Annotated in this window: 15 protein-coding genes and 1 tRNA gene; 5 read left to right on the top strand and 11 right to left on the bottom strand. The window is 71.7% G+C overall.

What is annotated here, in order from left to right; genetic code table 11:
- Positions 1-3: 3 nt before the first annotated feature.
- From ABFY07_RS24360 to ehuB, 8 genes are all read right to left on the bottom strand, one after another.
- Positions 4-588, bottom strand: coding sequence for a Uma2 family endonuclease (locus ABFY07_RS24360; RefSeq protein WP_346176527.1), 585 nt, complete (start codon positions 586-588; stop codon positions 4-6).
- A gap of 71 nt (positions 589-659) precedes the next feature.
- A complete protein-coding gene (locus ABFY07_RS24355) occupies positions 660-1733 on the bottom strand; it encodes an RNA ligase family protein (RefSeq protein WP_346176526.1) in 1074 nt (357 codons plus the stop codon).
- A gap of 121 nt (positions 1734-1854) precedes the next feature.
- A tRNA-Lys gene (locus ABFY07_RS24350) sits at positions 1855-1928 on the bottom strand.
- An 82-nt stretch (positions 1929-2010) separates the two neighbouring features.
- Positions 2011-2790, bottom strand: coding sequence for an IclR family transcriptional regulator (locus ABFY07_RS24345; RefSeq protein ID WP_346176525.1), 780 nt, complete (start codon positions 2788-2790; stop codon positions 2011-2013).
- Positions 2791-3077: 287 nt separating this feature from the next.
- Positions 3078-3848 carry an ectoine/hydroxyectoine ABC transporter ATP-binding protein EhuA gene (ehuA, locus tag ABFY07_RS24340; RefSeq protein WP_065959786.1) on the bottom strand — a complete coding sequence of 257 codons (771 nt, stop codon included), beginning with the start codon at positions 3846-3848 and terminating at the stop codon, positions 3078-3080.
- Between the two features lie 22 nt (positions 3849-3870).
- On the bottom strand, positions 3871-4521 hold the full coding sequence (ehuD, locus tag ABFY07_RS24335) for an ectoine/hydroxyectoine ABC transporter permease subunit EhuD (RefSeq protein WP_065959784.1): 651 nt from the start codon (positions 4519-4521) through the stop codon (positions 3871-3873).
- Entirely contained in the window at positions 4518-5270 is a 753-nt protein-coding gene (ehuC, locus tag ABFY07_RS24330) for an ectoine/hydroxyectoine ABC transporter permease subunit EhuC (RefSeq protein WP_346176524.1), read from the bottom strand. The genes ehuD and ehuC overlap by 4 nt, the downstream gene beginning before the upstream one ends.
- On the bottom strand, positions 5267-6181 hold the full coding sequence (ehuB, locus tag ABFY07_RS24325) for an ectoine/hydroxyectoine ABC transporter substrate-binding protein EhuB (RefSeq protein WP_346176523.1): 915 nt from the start codon (positions 6179-6181) through the stop codon (positions 5267-5269). The genes ehuC and ehuB overlap by 4 nt, the downstream gene beginning before the upstream one ends.
- A 118-nt stretch (positions 6182-6299) precedes the next feature.
- Between ehuB and ABFY07_RS24320 the strand changes: the two genes are divergently transcribed.
- Entirely contained in the window at positions 6300-6800 is a 501-nt protein-coding gene (locus ABFY07_RS24320) for a DUF3830 family protein (RefSeq protein WP_065959778.1), read from the top strand.
- 145 nt (positions 6801-6945) lie between these two features.
- On the opposite strand, the gene ABFY07_RS24315 is transcribed toward ABFY07_RS24320, so the two are convergent.
- Positions 6946-8409 (bottom strand): amidase, encoded by a 1464-nt coding sequence (locus ABFY07_RS24315; RefSeq protein WP_346176522.1) that lies wholly within the window; start codon positions 8407-8409, stop codon positions 6946-6948.
- Positions 8410-8421: 12 nt separating this feature from the next.
- On the bottom strand, positions 8422-9369 hold the full coding sequence (locus ABFY07_RS24310) for a D-2-hydroxyacid dehydrogenase (RefSeq protein WP_346176521.1): 948 nt from the start codon (positions 9367-9369) through the stop codon (positions 8422-8424).
- Between the two features lie 213 nt (positions 9370-9582).
- On the opposite strand from ABFY07_RS24310, the gene ABFY07_RS24305 reads away from it, so the two are divergent.
- The 3 genes from ABFY07_RS24305 to ABFY07_RS24295 all read left to right on the top strand — a co-directional run bounded on the left by ABFY07_RS24305 (position 9583) and on the right by ABFY07_RS24295 (position 12943).
- On the top strand, positions 9583-10620 hold the full coding sequence (locus ABFY07_RS24305; protein WP_346176520.1) for an aspartate racemase/maleate isomerase family protein: 1038 nt from the start codon (positions 9583-9585) through the stop codon (positions 10618-10620).
- An 83-nt stretch (positions 10621-10703) separates the two neighbouring features.
- Entirely contained in the window at positions 10704-11540 is an 837-nt protein-coding gene (locus ABFY07_RS24300) for a maleate cis-trans isomerase family protein (RefSeq protein ID WP_346176519.1), read from the top strand.
- Between the two features lie 323 nt (positions 11541-11863).
- Positions 11864-12943 carry an LLM class flavin-dependent oxidoreductase gene (locus tag ABFY07_RS24295; RefSeq protein ID WP_346176569.1) on the top strand — a complete coding sequence of 360 codons (1080 nt, stop codon included), beginning with the start codon at positions 11864-11866 and terminating at the stop codon, positions 12941-12943.
- Positions 12944-13021: 78 nt separating this feature from the next.
- On the opposite strand, the gene ABFY07_RS24290 is transcribed toward ABFY07_RS24295, so the two are convergent.
- Complete coding sequence (locus ABFY07_RS24290) at positions 13022-14923, bottom strand: putative bifunctional diguanylate cyclase/phosphodiesterase (protein ID WP_346176518.1); 1902 nt, start codon at positions 14921-14923, stop codon at positions 13022-13024.
- A gap of 312 nt (positions 14924-15235) precedes the next feature.
- Between ABFY07_RS24290 and ABFY07_RS24285 the strand changes: the two genes are divergently transcribed.
- Entirely contained in the window at positions 15236-16507 is a 1272-nt protein-coding gene (locus tag ABFY07_RS24285) for a M6 family metalloprotease domain-containing protein (RefSeq protein ID WP_346176517.1), read from the top strand.

Raw genomic sequence — 16507 nt, 5'->3', positions numbered from 1 at the left:
GCCTCAGCGGACGTAGGCCTTGAGAACTTCCGTGTCGAGCGTGATGCCGACCGGCTCGGGGATCACGACTTGCTCTCCGAAGGGTGCCCGGTGGATGTCGCGGTAGCAGCCGCTCTTCGAGTCGGGGTTGGTGTGGACGATGACCGCGCAGGCATCACGGTCCACGAGGAGGTAGACGGGGATGCCCGCAGCCGCATAGGCAGCGGGCTTCTCTACGCGGTCGCGGAGATCGGTGTCATAGTCGTACGACGTGACCTCGACGGTCATCAGGACCCCGTCTGGGTCGGCCCACTCACCGTGCCCTGCGAAGTGCGCTACGGGCGCCAGCGAGCCGTCCGGCCGGACTCGACCCTGACGGTACTCCTCGGCCTTCAGCCCCTGAGACGTATGCAGGTCGAGTTCCGGACGACTCTGCATGCACTGCCTGAGCAGCCACATGATGATCGTCTCGTGATCGCCGTCCGGCACGCACTTCTCCTCGATCCGTCCGTTGATGAGCTCCAACCTGACGGTTTCGGGCGCGGCGGAGGCGATCTGCTCGAACTCCTCCACCAGCATGTGAGACGTGCGCTCGGTCATAACCGTCATGTTGCACCCCTTTCATGAAGGAGGCCAGTCTTTCCGGGTCGGTGTACGACTGGGGCGCATTCCGGGAGGGATCACTCCTCCGAGTGATTGTTCGATATCGTATGGTGACGACCGGCGGGGCGGCTCCTCTGGCGGTCCGTGGCGTCGAACACCGCCAGGGAGCGTGCGCCGGGCCTGACGGCCTGGTCCAGACAGCGCAGGAAGGCGTCCTCCAGTCCGCCCAGCGCTTCGGCGGTCTCCTCCACGACATCACATGTGATCTCTTCCGCCACCTCGTCCACGGAAGCGTGAGGTCCGAGCTTGCTCACCGCGGCGGCCGCGCGGGCCGGGGTGAGGAGCCCCGAGGCCTGGACCAGAAGCCAGGCGGGAATCCCGGCCGCCCCCTGCGGCGGTGCCAGATAGGGGCGTGAGCCGTCGAAGCGCTCGTCCTCGGCGAAGGCCTTCTGCTTCACCTTGGCCACCGGCCGCCCGCGAGCGCCCGAAGAGTCCGACTCCCGCCATTCCCCGTCCGGCTTGAGGACATAGCCCTCGGCGAGATTGTCGGCCAGCTCGGGAAGCCCGAAGAGGGCAGGCACCCTGGTGGGAAAGGCGCAGGGCAGGTCCGGGAGCGTGTTCAGCGGGCCCCGTCCGAGAGCGGGAACGCAGACGAGACCGGCAGCGGCGGCCGCACCGCGCAGAGCCCGGTCGGAGATCCAGCAGCGGCCTTCCGCGGTCTCGACCGAGGCGTCGAACAGCAGCCAGCGCAGGTCCGGCGCGTACCACACGCCGGTCTGCACCGGCTCGACGCCGGGAACAGCGGGGACATCCGGGTGCGGGTAGCACCCGCCGGCCAGCTCGCCGTAGACCGTCACCACCGCGGCGTCACCCCACTCGGCCCGCAGCCTCGAGGCGAATCGGGCCGCCGCCACCGACACTGCCGACCAGATCCTGCTGACGCCGAAGAAACCGTCCAGCCCGTCATCTCCCAGCAGCTCACGCCGCTTCGCCGGGCGGACACCCGTGTCCTCGCAGACCACCGCGAAGTGCGCTCCGTGCACTTTCTCCAGGGCGACCCACTCCCGCACCCCGGGCACGCCGAGCCGCCCTCTCGACGAGATCTTGGGGTACGGCCTGAGCGCAGAGCCTTCAGACGCGATGTCGGACATGAACAGGCATAATCGCCGTGCGCCAGGCCTGAGGCAACAGAGATTCATCGCGTGGCCGAAAACGCGACCGGGGTTTCTCGGAGAACCGAGAAACCCCAGGTCAATGGCGTCAGAGCCACGGTGCGCCGCCAGGGACTCGAACCCCGGACCCGCTGATTAAGAGTCAGCTGCTCTAACCAACTGAGCTAGCGGCGCCTGCTGACGTCGTAAATACTACCTGCTCCACAGGGGTGCTTCCGACCAGGAGTTCCCGACCCCCAGGACCACAGGGCATCCCCTAGATCGTGAGGGACAGCAGCACCCGGGCCGCCTCCCGGTTCAGGGTGTACGCGGCCTGGCGCAGTCGGTGGGCATGCTCCAGGGGGAGGGAGAGGGCGAGGGAGCCGGCCGAGCGGCCCGCGGTGATGGGGACGGCGGCGCAGACCGTGCCGACCGCGTATTCCTGGAGGTCGAGGACCGGGACGGTGGCGGGCTGGGCCTCCAGCTTGCGGAAGAGGACCTTCTCGTTGGTGGTCGTGCGGGAGGTGAGCCGCACGGTCTTGTGGCGGGAGAAGTGGTCGCGGCGGCCGTCGTGGTCGAGCTGGGTGAGCAGGCACTTGCCGATCGCCATGGCGTGGGCCGCGGAGCGGAAGTCGACCCATTCGTTGACCTTGGGGGTGCGCGGGCTGTCGGCGTACTGGGTGATCCGGACCTCGCCGTCTATGTAGCGGCTGAGGTAGACCGCCGCGCCGACCGAGTCGCGCAGGGCGGCGAGCGACTTCTGAAGCTGGTGCTCGACCGCGGTACGGCGGCCGGTGCCGGAGGAGCCGAGCAGGGCGAGCGCGGGGCCGCCGACGTAGACCCCGTCCCCGATCTGTTCCCCGTCCCCGATCTGTTCCACATAGCCCTCGCGGCGCAGCATCCGCAGCAGCTGGGCGAGGTGCACCGGGGGCAGGCCGGTCTCGCGGGCGAGGCCGGCGTCGGTCACGCCGTCGGTGTGATGGGAGACGACTTCGAGGACCCGGAGGGCGTGTCGCACCGAGTGGAACGGCGCGGTCGACTCGGGCTTGAGCGCCACGGTTTCCCCCCTGGCAGGTTGTGACCGCTTGCGTCGGCGCCGTCGCCGCAGGTCGTGGCCATGGGATCACCCACGGCAGCCTTGAGCGGCGCGGCCTCGTACCACGATAGCCGCCAAGCGGGCGATTCGGAGCGGGTGTTGGGCATATTGCCGGGCGGGCAGGGGCCGCTCAGCAGCGCCGTACTACTCTGGCATATGCCAGCGGCATGCCCTGTGAAGGGTCTCCCCGCCACCCGCCGCCCTCTCCGGGGCCCCGCGGCCCGCCGCCCCATCCGCTCCGGCGCCCGCTACAGCACGGCGCTCAGGAACTCGCGGGTGCGCTCGTGCTCCGGCTCGCTGAAGATCTTCTCCGGCGGTCCGGCCTCGATCACCCGGCCCGAGTCGAACATGAACACCTCGTCGGAGATGTCCCGGGCGAAGCTCATCTCATGGGTCACACAGAGCATCGTGATGTCCGTGGTGTGAGCGATGTCACGCAGCACGTCCAGCACCCCGGCCACCAGCTCCGGGTCGAGCGCCGAGGTCACCTCGTCGAGCAGCATCACCTGCGGCCGCATCGCCAGCGCCCGCGCGATCGCCACCCGCTGCTGCTGTCCGCCGGACAGCTGCGTGGGGTACGCGTCGCACTTGTCGCCGAGCCCGACCAGGTCGAGCAGCTCGCGCGCCCGCTCCTCGGCCTCGTCCTTGCTCAGGCCCAGGACGTGCACCGGGGCCTCGGTGATGTTCCGCAGCACCCGCATGTTGGGGAAGAGGTTGAACTGCTGGAAGACCATCCCGATCTTCTTGCGCACCTCGCGGGTGTGCTTCTCGCCCGCCTCGACCAGCTTGCCGCCGCGGTCCTCGTGGGTGAGGTAGTCGCCGTCGACCTTGATCGTGCCCTGGTCCGGCTTGATCAGCGTCATCAGCAGCCGCAGGATCGTGGTCTTGCCGGACCCGGAGGGACCGATGAGGGTCACATGCTTCCCGGAGGACACCGAGAAGTCGAGGTCGTCGAGGACCGTGTTCTCGCCGAAGCGCTTGGTCACCCGGTCGAAGCGGATCAGTTCGCTGCCGTCCACGGCGGGGTTGGTGTGCGGGGTTTCAGTGGCCAAGGCGACGCTCCAGGGCTCGCATGAGTAGGGATGCCGGATAGGCGATGAGGATGAAGGCGATGCCGACCATCGTGTAGGGCTCGATGTACTCGAAGGACGAGGCGCCGTGCGCCCGCGCCTTCTGGAGCATGTCGACGACCCCGATGAGCGCCAGCATCGGCGAGTCCTTGAGCATCGCGATCACGTAGTTGCCGAGGGCCGGCACGACCCGGCGGATCGCCTGCGGCAGGATCACCGCGATCCAGGTGCGGCCGCGCGAGAGGCTGAGCGCGGTGGCCGCCTCCCACTGCCCCCTGGGCACGCCGTCGATGCCGGCCCGGTACACCTCGGCGGTGTACGTCGAGTAGTGCAGACCGAGCGCGATCACGCCGGTGGTCAGCGCGGAGAACTTGATGTCCCAGGTCGGCAGCACGTAGTAGAAGAAGAACAGCTGGACCAGCAGCGGCGTGTTGCGGATGAACTCCACCACCGCGGCCACCGGCCAGCGTACGAAGCGGGTCGGCGAGCGGAAGGCCAGCGCCCACACCAGCCCCAGGGCGAAGGCCAGCACCGAGCCCAGGGCGGTCGCCTCCAGGGTGATCAGCAGCCCGTCGCCCAGCTCGGGGAGGAAGTCCTTCGCGACGTCCCAGTCCCAGTTCACTGGGCACCTCCCGCGGTGATCAGGTCGGAGGACTGGTCGGTCTTCCGGGCGGCGGACGGCTTCCTGGTCAGGGCCGGGCCCTTGGCGCGCTTCTCGGGCGCCTGCCCGAGGCCCGCCTTGGCGCGCCGCTCGAGCAGCCGCATCAGCCGGGTGAGCACGAAGGCCAGCACGAAGTACATGACGAGGATGATCGAGTAGATCTCCAGGCTGTCCCCGGTCGCCAGCCGCGAGAGCTGGGCGGCGAAGGTGGTGTCGGCCACGCTCACCGCGGAGACCAGGGCGGTGCCCTTGAGCAGCTCGATCAGAAGGTTGTTGAACGGCGGAATCATCTCGGGGATCGCCTGGGGCAGGATCACCCGCCGCATCCGCTGCGCGGGCGTGAAGCTGAGCGCGATCGCCGCCTCACGCTGCGCGGGCGGCACCGCGGCGACCGCGCCGCGCACGATCTCGGAGCCGTACGCGCCGTAGGTCAGGCCCAGGGCGAGCACCGCCGCCCACATCGGCACCAGCTGGAAGCCGAAGCCCAGCGGCATCACGAAGAACAGCCAGAACATCAGCACCAGGGCCGAGGTGCCGCGGAAGACCTCGACGTAGAAGCCCGTCAGGAAGCGGACGATCCACAGCCTGGAGGTACGGGCGATGCCGACCCCGAAGGCGACGACGGCGGCGAAGAGCGCGCTGTAGAGGGTGAGCTGGATGGTGATCCAGAACCCCGGAAGGAGCCATTTCTCCCACAGTCCGGCTGTCATCGACACAGCTCCTTGGCGGTCAGATCGGTCATCTCGGCCTTGGTGAAGCCGAACGGCCGCACGATGCGCAGGAGTTCGCCGCTCTTCTTCATCTTGTGCAGCTCGACGTTGAAGGCGTCCCGGAGCCTGGTCTCCTCCGGGCGGAAGGCGAAGCCGCCCGCGCCGATGTCCGGCTTTCCGTCGAGCATCGCCTGGAACGGCTCGGTCATCTCGACCCGGCGGCCCCCGCTCTGCCGGACCACGTTGCGCACCGTCACCGCCGTACCCGCGAAGGCGTCCGCGCGGCCCTGCTCGACCGCGAGCAGCCCGGCGAGCTGGTCCGGGAGCACCATGATGTCGTGCTCCTTCACCCCGGCGTTGACCGCGTAGCCGATCTGGGCGTACGCGGAGCCGCTGGCGAGCTTGGCCCCCGTCTTGACGATGTCCTCGTAGTTGTGGAGGTTCTTGGGATTGCCCTTGCGTACGATGAACGCGTCACGGACGCGGTAGTCGGGATCCGAGAAGATCACCTGCTGACAGCGGTCCGGGTTGATGTACATGCCGGCGGAGACCACGTCGAACTGCTGCGAGCGCAGCCCCGGAATCAGCGAGGCGAACTCGGTCGGAACCGGCTGGACGCGTGCCACCCCCAGCCGTTTGAAGATCACCCTCGCGATTTCCGGCGCCTCGCCGGTGAAGTCGCCGTTCTTGTCGATGTACCCGAACGGGATCTCGCCCGCGATGCCCAGGCGCACCGTGCCCTGCGACCGCAGGCGCTCCAGCAGGTTTCCCCCGTCCTTGGCGTCGGCGCTGGACACCCGGCTGCAACCCGTGGCGCCCAGCAGACCCATGGCCGCCCCGCCCGCCAGAAGCGCGCGGCGGTTCAGCCGTCTTCCGCTGATGTCCTTGTGTGTCCGTCGTGGTGGAGCCATGGGCGCGCGGCTACCCGAGTGCTCGGAATATATGCAGATCTTTTTCGGCCCTTTGGCGGTCGGCCGCGCTGGGTAGGGGCTCCCGGAACCAGGTCCCGAACCGAGCGGGAGGAATGTCATGGCTGACCGGTTTATCGAGGTGTCGCTCGCCAAAAGGGGCGTGACCTGCACGGCGAAACTCCTCGACGACCGTGCGCCCATCACCTGTGACGCGGTGTGGAACGCGCTGCCCCTGGGCGGTGACGTCTACCACGCCAAGTACGCGCGCAACGAGATCTACGCGCTGCTGCCCCCCTTCGCCCCCGAGGAGCCGCCCCTGGAGAACCCGACCATCACCCCCATCCCCGGTGACCTGTGCTACTTCAGCTTCACCGACACCCAGTTGGGCACCGCCTCCTACGGCTATGAGCAGGAGGCCAAGCACCAGGGGCAGCGGCGGGTCGTCGACCTCGCGCTCTTCTACGAGCGCAACAACCTGCTGATCAACGGCGACGCCGGATGGGTGCCGGGCATCGTCTGGGGCTCGGTCGTCGACGGGCTCGACCGGATGGCCGACGCCTGCCAGGACCTGTGGCGGGCCGGGGCGCTGGGGGAGACGCTGAACTTCCGCCGGGCGTAGCGCGGGCACGGGTGAACGGGGGTCGGCCCCCGGCCGACCGCCGTCCCCTCCTCCGCCGTCAGCGGACCGCCGACGGGGCCGCCCTCGTCAGCCGGCCGCCGTCGCCCCTGACGCCGTCAGCCGGTCATCGTCGCCCCTGACGCCGTCAGCCGGCCGCCGTCGCGCCCGTCCCGGTCGCCCCTGGCCCGGTCGCGCCCGGCGCGGGCGGCCTGACGCCGTCCGCCAGCCCCGCCTCGTAGAGCGCGTGCGCCGCCCGCAGCACCACCGCGTCCGCGTGGCGGGCGGCGACCAGCTGCACCCCGATCGGCAGCCCCTCGCCGGACAGCCCGCAGGGCACGCTCGCCGCGGGCTGCTGGGTCATGTTGAAGGGGTAGGTGAAGGGCGTCCAGCCCGTCCACCGCGTGTGGTCGGAGCCCTTCGGCACCTCCACACCCGCCTCGAAGGCGGTGATCGGCATGGTCGGGGTGACCAGCAGGTCGTACGCGGAGTGGAACCGCCCCATGGCGTGCCCCAGCGCCATGCGCACATCGACGGCGCTCAGATAGTCCAGCGCGCTGTACGAGGCGCCCTGGGCGCAGATCTCGCGCAGCCCGGGGTCCAGCAGCTCCCACTTCTCCTGTCCGAGCGGCTGCACCACCCGCGCGGCCCCGCTGAACCACAGCGTGTGGAACGCCTCGACCGGGTCCTCGATGCCCGGGTCGATCTCCTCCACGGACGCGCCCAAGGCGGCCAGCAGGTCCACCGCCCGCCGCACCGCCGCCGCCACCTCCGGGTCGACGGACGCCGCCTGGCCGAGCGCCGGGCTGTAGGCGACCCGCAGCCCGGCCACCCCGCCCCCGTCCGCCGTGAGCGCCTCGCGGAAGCCGCCCTCGGGCGGCGCGAGCTGGGACCAGTCGCGCCAGTCCGGGCCGGAGATCACATCCATCATGAGGGCCGCGTCGGCCGCGTCACGCGTCATCGGCCCCACATGCGCGAGCGTCCCGAACGCGCTCGCCGGATACAGCGGAACCCTCCCATAGGTGGGTTTCAACGCGAAGATGCCGCAGAAGGACGCGGGAATGCGCACCGAACCGCCGCCGTCCGTCCCCAGGCTCAGCGGACCCGCGCCCAGCGCCACCGCGGCCGCGCTGCCCCCGCTGGAGCCGCCCGCGGTGCGCCGCGGGTCGTACGGGTTGCCGGTCACCCCGTACACCGGGCTGTCCGTGACGCCCTTCCAGCCGAACTCCGGGGTCGTGGTCTTCCCGAGGAACACCGCCCCGTGCTCCCGCAGCCGGGCCACCGAGGGCGCGTCCTCGTCCCACGCCTGGCCGTCGGCCGCGACGGTCAGCGAGCCGCGCAGCGTGGGGCCGCCGCGCTGCAGCAGGATGTCCTTGACCGACACCGGCACCCCGTCGACCAGGCCGGCGGGTTCGCCGCGCCGCCACCGCCCGGCCGACTCCTCGGCCTGCCGCAGCGCCGCCTCCGCGTCCACCCGGCTGAACGCGTTGACCTCTGGCTGGATCTGCTTCACCCGCTCCAGCGCGGCGCGGGTCGCCTCGACGGGGGAGAGCTCGCCCGAGGCGTACCGTTCGAGGAGTTGAACAGCTGTCAGATCGTGGATGTCGGTCATCCACCTCTCCTTTCAATCGACCGGTACGTACCCCAGGCGCTTGTCGACCACGTTGAGCAGCGGTTCGCCCGCTTCCCAGCGGTCGTAGTTGTCCTGGAACTGCTCGGCGAGCCGGTCGCGCCAGCCGACCGTGTCGCCGCTCATATGGGGCGAGACGAACAGCCCCGGCACGTCCCACAGAGGGTCGTCGGCGGCCAGCGGCTCGTGCTCGAACACATCCAGCGCCGCGCCGCCGATCCGCCGCGCGACCAGCGCCGCGACCAGGTCGTCCTGGACGACCAGCGACCCGCGCCCCACGTTGACGAACAGGGCGGTGGACTTCATCCGGGCGAAGGCCTCGCGCCCGAACATGCCGCGCGTGCTGGCGGTCAGCGGCGCCGCGCAGATCACCCAGTCGGCCTCGGGGAGCAGCGCGTTCAGCTCGTCGCCGCCGCGCACGCCCTCCCGCGCCGTACGCCCCACCAGGTCGACGGCGATGCCGAGGGCCTCAAGGGTGCGGCCGATGGCGCGTCCGATCGGGCCCGCGCCGACGACGACCGCGCGGGTCCCGGCCAGCCGCACCGTCTCGCGATGGCGCCAGCGGCGCTGCCGCTGCAGCTCCCAACTTCCGAAGAAGTCCTTGGCCTTGGCGGTGACCAGGCCCGCGACGTACTCGGCGATGGGCTGCTCGAAGACGCCCCGGGCGTTCGTCAGGATCGCGTCGGACGCGATCAGTTCGGGGCACATCAGCCGGTCCACACCGGCGCTGGCCGCGTGGACCCAGCGCGGGCGGGGGCCGTCGCCGGGCCAGGCGGCGCGTACCGCCTCGGAGGTGAAATTCCACACCAGCAGGACGTCGGCGGCGGGGAGCAGTTCGGGCAGGGAGGCCTCGTCGCACACGAGGACCCGGGCCCGGCCGGCCAGCCGGTCGAGGCGAACGGGCGGGTCGTCACCGAAGACGACCACAGTGCTTTCGGACATAGGCGGGAAACCGTTTCGAAACGTAGGTCCGCTTGGCTGTTGAGGGTGTCGGGGAAGTCACCTCAGAGCGAGGATTGACCACGCTAGGCAGCGGAAACTACCGTCGTCAACAACGGAATCGTTCCGGGGTCTCTGTCCCGACGTCCCGGCATTCAGGCCGGCTCTTTCCCTCTGGCCAATGGTCCAGCCCTCCGTTTCGTATTGGGGCTCGATATGGACGTCTCTTTCCTGGGTGGCCCGCAGCCGCAGCGCGGTGTGGGCGTCGTAGCACCATTCGATTTCGCACTCGACCGCGAGTTGTGGCGCTGGGTGCCCGATGAGGTCTCCCTGCATCTGACCCGCACCCCGTTCGTCCCGGTCGAGGTGAGTCTCGACCTGGCGCGGCTCGTCAGCGAGCACGAGACCCTGCACGACGCGGTGCGCGCGCTGTGCGCGGTCGCGCCCGAGGTGATCACGTACGCCTGCACGTCGGGCAGCTTCGTCGGCGGCGTCGCCGGGGAGCGGGCGATGTGCGCGGCGATGACGCAGGCGGGCGAGGTCCCCTCGCTCACCACGTCCGGGGCGCTGATCGAGGCGCTGCGGGAGATCGGCGCCCGGCGCATCGCCGTGGTGACGCCCTACACCAAGTCGGTGACCGACTCCCTGGAGGAGTACCTGGGCGAGGCCGGGATCACCGTGACCGGGCGGGCGTACCTCGGGCTGACCCGGCACATCTGGAAGGTGCCCTACCGCGATGTGGTCGACATGGCGCGGCAGGCGGTGGTCGGCGCCGCCGACGCGCTCTTCATCAGCTGCACCAACCTCCCCACGTACGACGTGATCCCGCAGTTGGAGGCCGAGCTGCGGATGCCCGTCCTCTCGGCGAACCAGGTGACGATGTGGGCGGCGCTGCGGGCGATCGGCGAGCGCGCGGTCGGTCCGTACCAGGCCCTCCTGGACCCGGCGGCGCGCTCCGGCCCGGCGGGGATGGCCGGCCCGGCGGGGCTGGCCGGGCTGGCGGGGTTCGCGGCGGGCGATCCCGCCGCGGGGCCGGTGGAGCCCGTGGTGATCCCGTCCACCCCGCTGACCGACCCCGCGCAGCCGGTGCCCATGCCGGAGCAGGTGCCCATGCCGGAGCCCGAGGCGGCTCTGGCCGGGTCGCCGCAGGGTCCGGACGGGGAACCGGCCGACGGCCTCGACCCGTCGTTCGGCTCCGGGATGGGGGATGCCCCGTACCTGGACGACCCGGGAGGCGCTCCGCCCGCGGTGTGACGGAACCGATCGGGCGGCCGCGGTGTATGAGAAGTGACAGGCGACGGGGCGGCGCTCGCGGGGGCCGCCGGAGGGAGGCAGAGATGGTGGACGTGATGGGGCCGGCCGGGGCGACGGCGCCGGAGCCGGTGGTGCGGGCGGCGCCGAGCGAGGTGCCGGCCACCCCGGCCACCTCCTTGGACACCACCCCCGACACGGTGGGCTTCCTCTACCCGGGATATTCAGCTGAGGACGACTATCCCCGCCTGGAGGGCATCCTCGGCGCCGGCGTCCGGCTCCCCCTGGTGCACACCGACATCGGCGAGGACGCCCATCGGGTGGACGCCCTGCTGGAGATGGGCTCGGCCGCCCGGCTCGCCGCCGGTGTGACGGAGCTGAGGGCGCGCGGCGCCCAGGCCGTGGTCTGGGCCTGCACCAGCGCCAGCTTCGTCTTCGGCTGGGAAGGCGCCGGCGAGCAGGTGCGCGAGCTGTCGGCGACGGCGGGGCTGCCCGCCTCCAGCACCTCCTTCGCCTTCGCCCACGCGGTGCGGGCGCTCGGCGCCGAGCGGGTCGCCATCGCCGCGACCTATCCGGAGGACGTCGCGGACCACTTCAGGGCCTTCCTCAAGGCGGCGGGCGCGGAGGTCGTCGCGATGCGCGGCAGCGGCATCATCACCGCCGCCGAGGTCGGCACCTGGGGCCGGGAAGAGGTGCTGCACCTGGCGCGCGCGGGCGACCATCCCGACGCCCAGGCAGTGCTGCTGCCGGACACCGCCCTGCACACCGCCGCCTGGATACCCGACCTGGAGGAGGCCCTGGGCAAGCCGGTGCTCACGGCCAACCAGGTCACCGTCTGGGAGGGGCTGCGGCTGCTCGGCCGGGAGGTGCCGTCCGACCGGCTCGGGGCGCTCTTCCGCCCGGCGGGAGCCCCACGGGAATAACGGGAGCCCCCGGGAACAAGCGGTCCCGGGAACAAGCGGTCCCGGGAACAAGCGGTCCCGGGAACAAGCGGTCCCGGGAACAAGCGGTCCCGGGAATAAAGCGGAGCCGTTCTCCGGTTGGCGTTCTGCGGTGCGGCGTGACATACGCGGCCGCGCAGACGGAGCGACCAGGGAGGCGGGCCACCGTGGCCGACCAGCAGGGCGAGCAGAACCGGCGGCAGGACGAGCAGGGCGAGCAAGCCGGGCGCCCCGACCGGGGCGGGCACCCCGGGCCGGACGGGGGCGGTGCCCGGCCCGGCGGGGGCGGGCCGGGGGACCACGGCCTGCATGCCGCGCCCAGGGGGAGCGCCCCCATCCCGCTGTCGGTGCTGGACCTGGCGACCGTCGGCAGCGGGCTGACCGCCGCGCAGGCCCTGCGGACCACGGTCGAGCTCGCCAGGCTCACCGAGCGGCGGGGCTTCCACCGGTTCTGGGTGGCCGAGCACCACTCCATGCCCGGCGTCGCCAGCTCCTCCCCGGCGGTGATCCTGGCCCACCTGGCCGCGCACACCGAGCGCATCCGGCTCGGCTCCGGCGGGGTCATGCTGCCCAACCACGCCCCGCTGGTGATCGCCGAGCAGTTCGGGACCCTGGAGGCGCTGGCCCCCGGGCGGGTGGACCTGGGGCTGGGGCGGGCGCCGGGGACCGACGGGGCCACGGCCGCCGCGCTGCGCCGCACCGACCGGCTGAACGAGGGGGCGGACGACTTCCCGCAGCAGCTCGCCGAGCTGCTCCGGTTCCTCGACGACGACTTCCCGGACAGCCACCGCTACGCGCGCATCCATGCCGTCCCCGGGCCGGTGCAGGGCACGGTGCCCGGCGGGGTGCAGTCCGCCGACCGGCCCTCGGTGTGGCTGCTGGGGTCCAGCGGCTTCAGCGCCAGGCTGGCCGGGGCGCTCGGCCTCCCGTTCTCCTTCGCCCACCACTTCTCGGCCGCCAACACCCTCCCCGCGCTCGACCTCTACCGCCAGTCCTTCCGCCCGTCCGCCGTCCTCGACCGGCCGTACGCCTCGATCGGCGTCTCGGCGTTCGCCGCCGAGGACGAGAAGGAGGCCCGGCGCCAGGTCCTCACCGGGGCGCTGGCCATGGTCCGGCTGCGCACCGGGCGGCCCGGCCTGGTGCCGACCCCCGAGGAGGCGGAGGCGCACCGGTTCAACGCGATCGAGGAGGACTTCGTGAGCGGCTGGCTGACGAACGTGGTGTACGGCACCCCGGACGAGGTGCGGGAGGGACTGGACGCGCTGATCAAGCGGACCGGCGTGGACGAGATCAAGATAACGTCGAACGCCCATGGCCCCGAGGCCAGGCTGCGTTCGTACGAGCTGATCGCCGACGCCTACGACCTGCCGACGGCGACAGCCTGACGCCGCCCCGTTGAGCCCCCGGGTGGGCCCCGGCGGGTCCCCCCTGCCTCCCTGGGGAGCGCCCGCCGGGGGCGCGCACTACGGGGCGCCGCTCGCCGCCGGGTGGCCGCCGATCATGGCGGAGACGCGGTCCGGCGGCACCGGGCGGGAGTAGAACCAGCCCTGCCCGGTGTCACAGCCGATCCGGGCCAGCCGCTCCGCCTGCTCGGCGCTCTCCACGCACTCGGCGGTCACCGTCAGGCCGAGCCGGTGCGCCAGCTCCACGAGGGCCTGGACGATCGTTTCATCGGCCGGGTTGGGGTGTTCCTCCGCGCGGAAGCCCTGGACGAACGACCCGTCCAGCTTCAGCGTGGAGACGGGGAGCCGGCTCAGATAGGCCAGGTTGGAGTAGCCGGTGCCGAAGTCGTCGATGGCGATGGCCACGCCCATCTCGCTGAGCCGCAGCAGCGCCTGCAGCGGCCGCCCCGCCGAGCCCATCACCGCGGACTCGGTCAGCTCCAACTGGAGCAGCTCCGGAGGCAGTCCGGTCTCGGCGAGGATCGCGGCCACGTCCGCGACCAGGTCGGAGTCCCAGACCTGGCGGACCGCCACATTGACGCTGACGATCAGCGGGGTGCGGGGGTGGGCGAGCTGCCAGGCGCGGGCCTGCCGGCAGGCCGTCCGCAGCACCCACCGCCCCAGCGGGACGATCGCGCCGTTCTCCTCCGCCAGTGAGATGAACCGATTCGGCGACAGTCTGCCGAATCTCGGGTGATCCCAGCGCACCAGCGCCTCGACGCCCTTCACCGCGCCGTCCACCAGCCCGACCAGCGGCTGGTAGTCGAGCACGAACTCCTCCCGCTCGACCGCCGGACGCAGCGTGCTGGACAGCGCCTGCCTGGTCATGCGGTGGGCGTTGCGCTCGGGGTCGAAGAGCGTCCAGCGCGCCTTGCCGTCCTCCTTGGCCCAGTACAGCGTGGTGTCGGCGGCCTGCATCAGCCAGGTGGTGTGGGTGCCCGCGGCGGGCCGCTCCACCACGCCGATGCTGGCCGACACCGACAGCCGCTGCCCGCCCACCTCGAACGGCCGCTGGAGCGCCGCGAGGACGGACCTGGCCAGCTCGCACAGCTGCTCGGTGCCGGTGGAGTCCCGCACCAGCAGGGCGAACTCGTCGCCGCCGAGCCGCGCCACCAGATGGCCCCCGGGCGCGGCGCACTCGGTGAGACGCTGGGCCACCGCCCCGAGGAGCCGGTCGCCGACGCGGTGGCCGAGCGTGTCGTTGATCGCCTTGAAGCCGTCGAGGTCCAGATAGCAGAGCCCGATCCGCCCGGTGCCGCCCTGGTCGTACGCGGCGGACTCCAGGGCGGCGGCCAGCCGCTCGAAGAAGAGGTTGCGGTTGGGCAGCCGGGTCACCGGGTCGTGCATCTGCAGATGGCGCAGCCGCACCTGCAGATCGCGCCGGTCGCTGATGTCGGCCATCGACAGCAGCATGCCGCAGCTGTCCGGCACCGGCTCGACGGTGACCTCGGCCCACAGGAAGTGGCCGTCACTGTGTCTCAGCCGCCGGGTGCAGCACAGCCGCTCGCGGTGGCCGTGCAGCACTTCGCGGTACTCGCTCCAGGCGCGCGGATCCTCCCTCAGGTCTGCGAGGTCCGCGGCGCTGCGCGCGATCAGCCCGGCCGGCTCGGCGCCCAGCAGCGAGCCGAGCGCCGGATTGGCGTCGAGCACCGTGCCCTCGCGGTCGATGACGGCCATGGCGAGCCGCGCCGCGTTGAACGCGGCCCGGTAGTCGCTCGGCACGGTGCCGGCCGGGCTGCCCGGCACCCCGGCCGACACTTCGCCCGCCACGTCGCCCGGCCCACCACTGGCCATCCCGTCACGTTCCGTGATCGTCGGCAGCGTCGCGCCGGGCGCGCGGCCCTGCCCGTCAGGGGATCCGCTCACCGCTCGCTCCCGCGTGGGGCTCGTCTCGTACAGGTCTGTCGTACACGTCTTGTGCATGTCTCACACCGGGTGCCGGACGGGCCGTGAATGCCCGCCTGAATAGGGAGTCCCCGCTGGAAATGTGCCGATCATAGAGGCTCGCGCTCCGACCGTTCCAACAATGCGACCGCGACCATCGGTGCCTTGAACATGTGTTTGGTCGTATCTGTTCGACTCTGCACGGACCCACTGCCCTCACGACCGACTGTGACCGTCTGTTACGTACCCGAATCCGGACCGGTTCACTCGACCGGCCCAATCCAACAGGGCGGAGGGCGCGCATCCGCCTCAGGGTGGGTGGGGTGGTCCGAGTATGTCCGGGAGGTCGACATGGCGCGTCCTCAGCTGTCCGAGGGGGTGGGCCGCCCGCCCCGGCTGCGCCGCGCCGGGGCGATGCTCACCTCCCTCAGCGCCATGATGGCGACCACCGTGGTGTCGGGCCCCGCGATCGCGGTCGGCGCGGGCGGCCCGTGCACCCTCGAACGCACCGGAGCCCACCACTCCGAGGGCCTGGACACCTGGAACACCGGCTACCCCCGCCCCGCCCGCACCGTCCACGCCGCGATGCTCTTCCTCTCCTTCCCCGACTCCACGCCCAAGGTCGCCCCCCGCCGGCTGGCCGCCGACCACGTCCCGGCCACCACGGCCTTCTTCCGGCGCGCCTCGTACGGGCAGTTCAGGCTGCGGGTGCACGCCGCGAAACGGTGGATCGCCATGCCCGAGGCCTCCACCTCGTACGCCATAGAGCGCGACTGGAACGCCGGGCGCCGCGCCGCGTATCTGCGCGACGCCATCGCCGCCGCCGACCCCTCGGTCGACTTCGGCCGCTATGACATCGTCTACCTGGTCGCCGACCCCGACGCCCCCGGCGTGGACGCCGATGCGACAAAGGTGGTCAACTTCGAGCAGCCGCTGCGCGCCGACGGCGTCGAGCTGCGCCGGCTCGTCACCGTGTTCGAGCACCACCCGCCGGACCGGAACGTGCTGGCCCATGAGACCGGCCATGTCTTCGACCTCCCCGACCTCTACCACCGGCCCAAGGGCGGCGACGGCGAGGGCGACTGGGACACCTACGTCGGCGACTGGGACCTGATGGGCAGCCAGTTCGGACTGTCCCCGGACCCCTTCGGGTGGCACAAGTGGAAGCTCGGCTGGCTGCGCCCCAGCCACATCCAGTGCGTGCGCGCCGCCGGCGCGACCCCGCACACCCTCGAACCCCTCGGCGCCCCCATGGAGGGCGGCAGCCCGGCCGCCGACCCCCGCACCCGCCTCCTCGTGGTCCGCACCGGCCCCACCACCGCGCTGGCCATCGAGGCGCGCGGCGCGTACGGCAACGACGCCGACACCTGCACCGAGGGAGTGCTGGTCTACCGCGTGCGCAACGACACCGCCTCGGGTGACGGCCCGGTCGAGGTGCTGGACGGCCACCCGGGCACCGGGGCGTGCTGGAACGAGTCGGTCTACCCCGAACTCGCCGACGCCCCGCTGGGCGTCGGCGAGACCCTCTCCGCGCGGGAGGACCGTGTGCGCGTGACCGTCACCGGCCGTACGGCGGACGGCGGCTGGGCTGTGGAGGTCGACCGCACACCGTCCCCGGCCTGA

This window comes from Streptomyces sparsogenes subsp. cuspidosporus, from assembly GCF_039532705.1.
Lineage (GTDB): Bacteria > Actinomycetota > Actinomycetes > Streptomycetales > Streptomycetaceae > Streptomyces > Streptomyces sparsogenes.
This window is presented reverse-complemented; position numbering and strand designations above follow the sequence as displayed.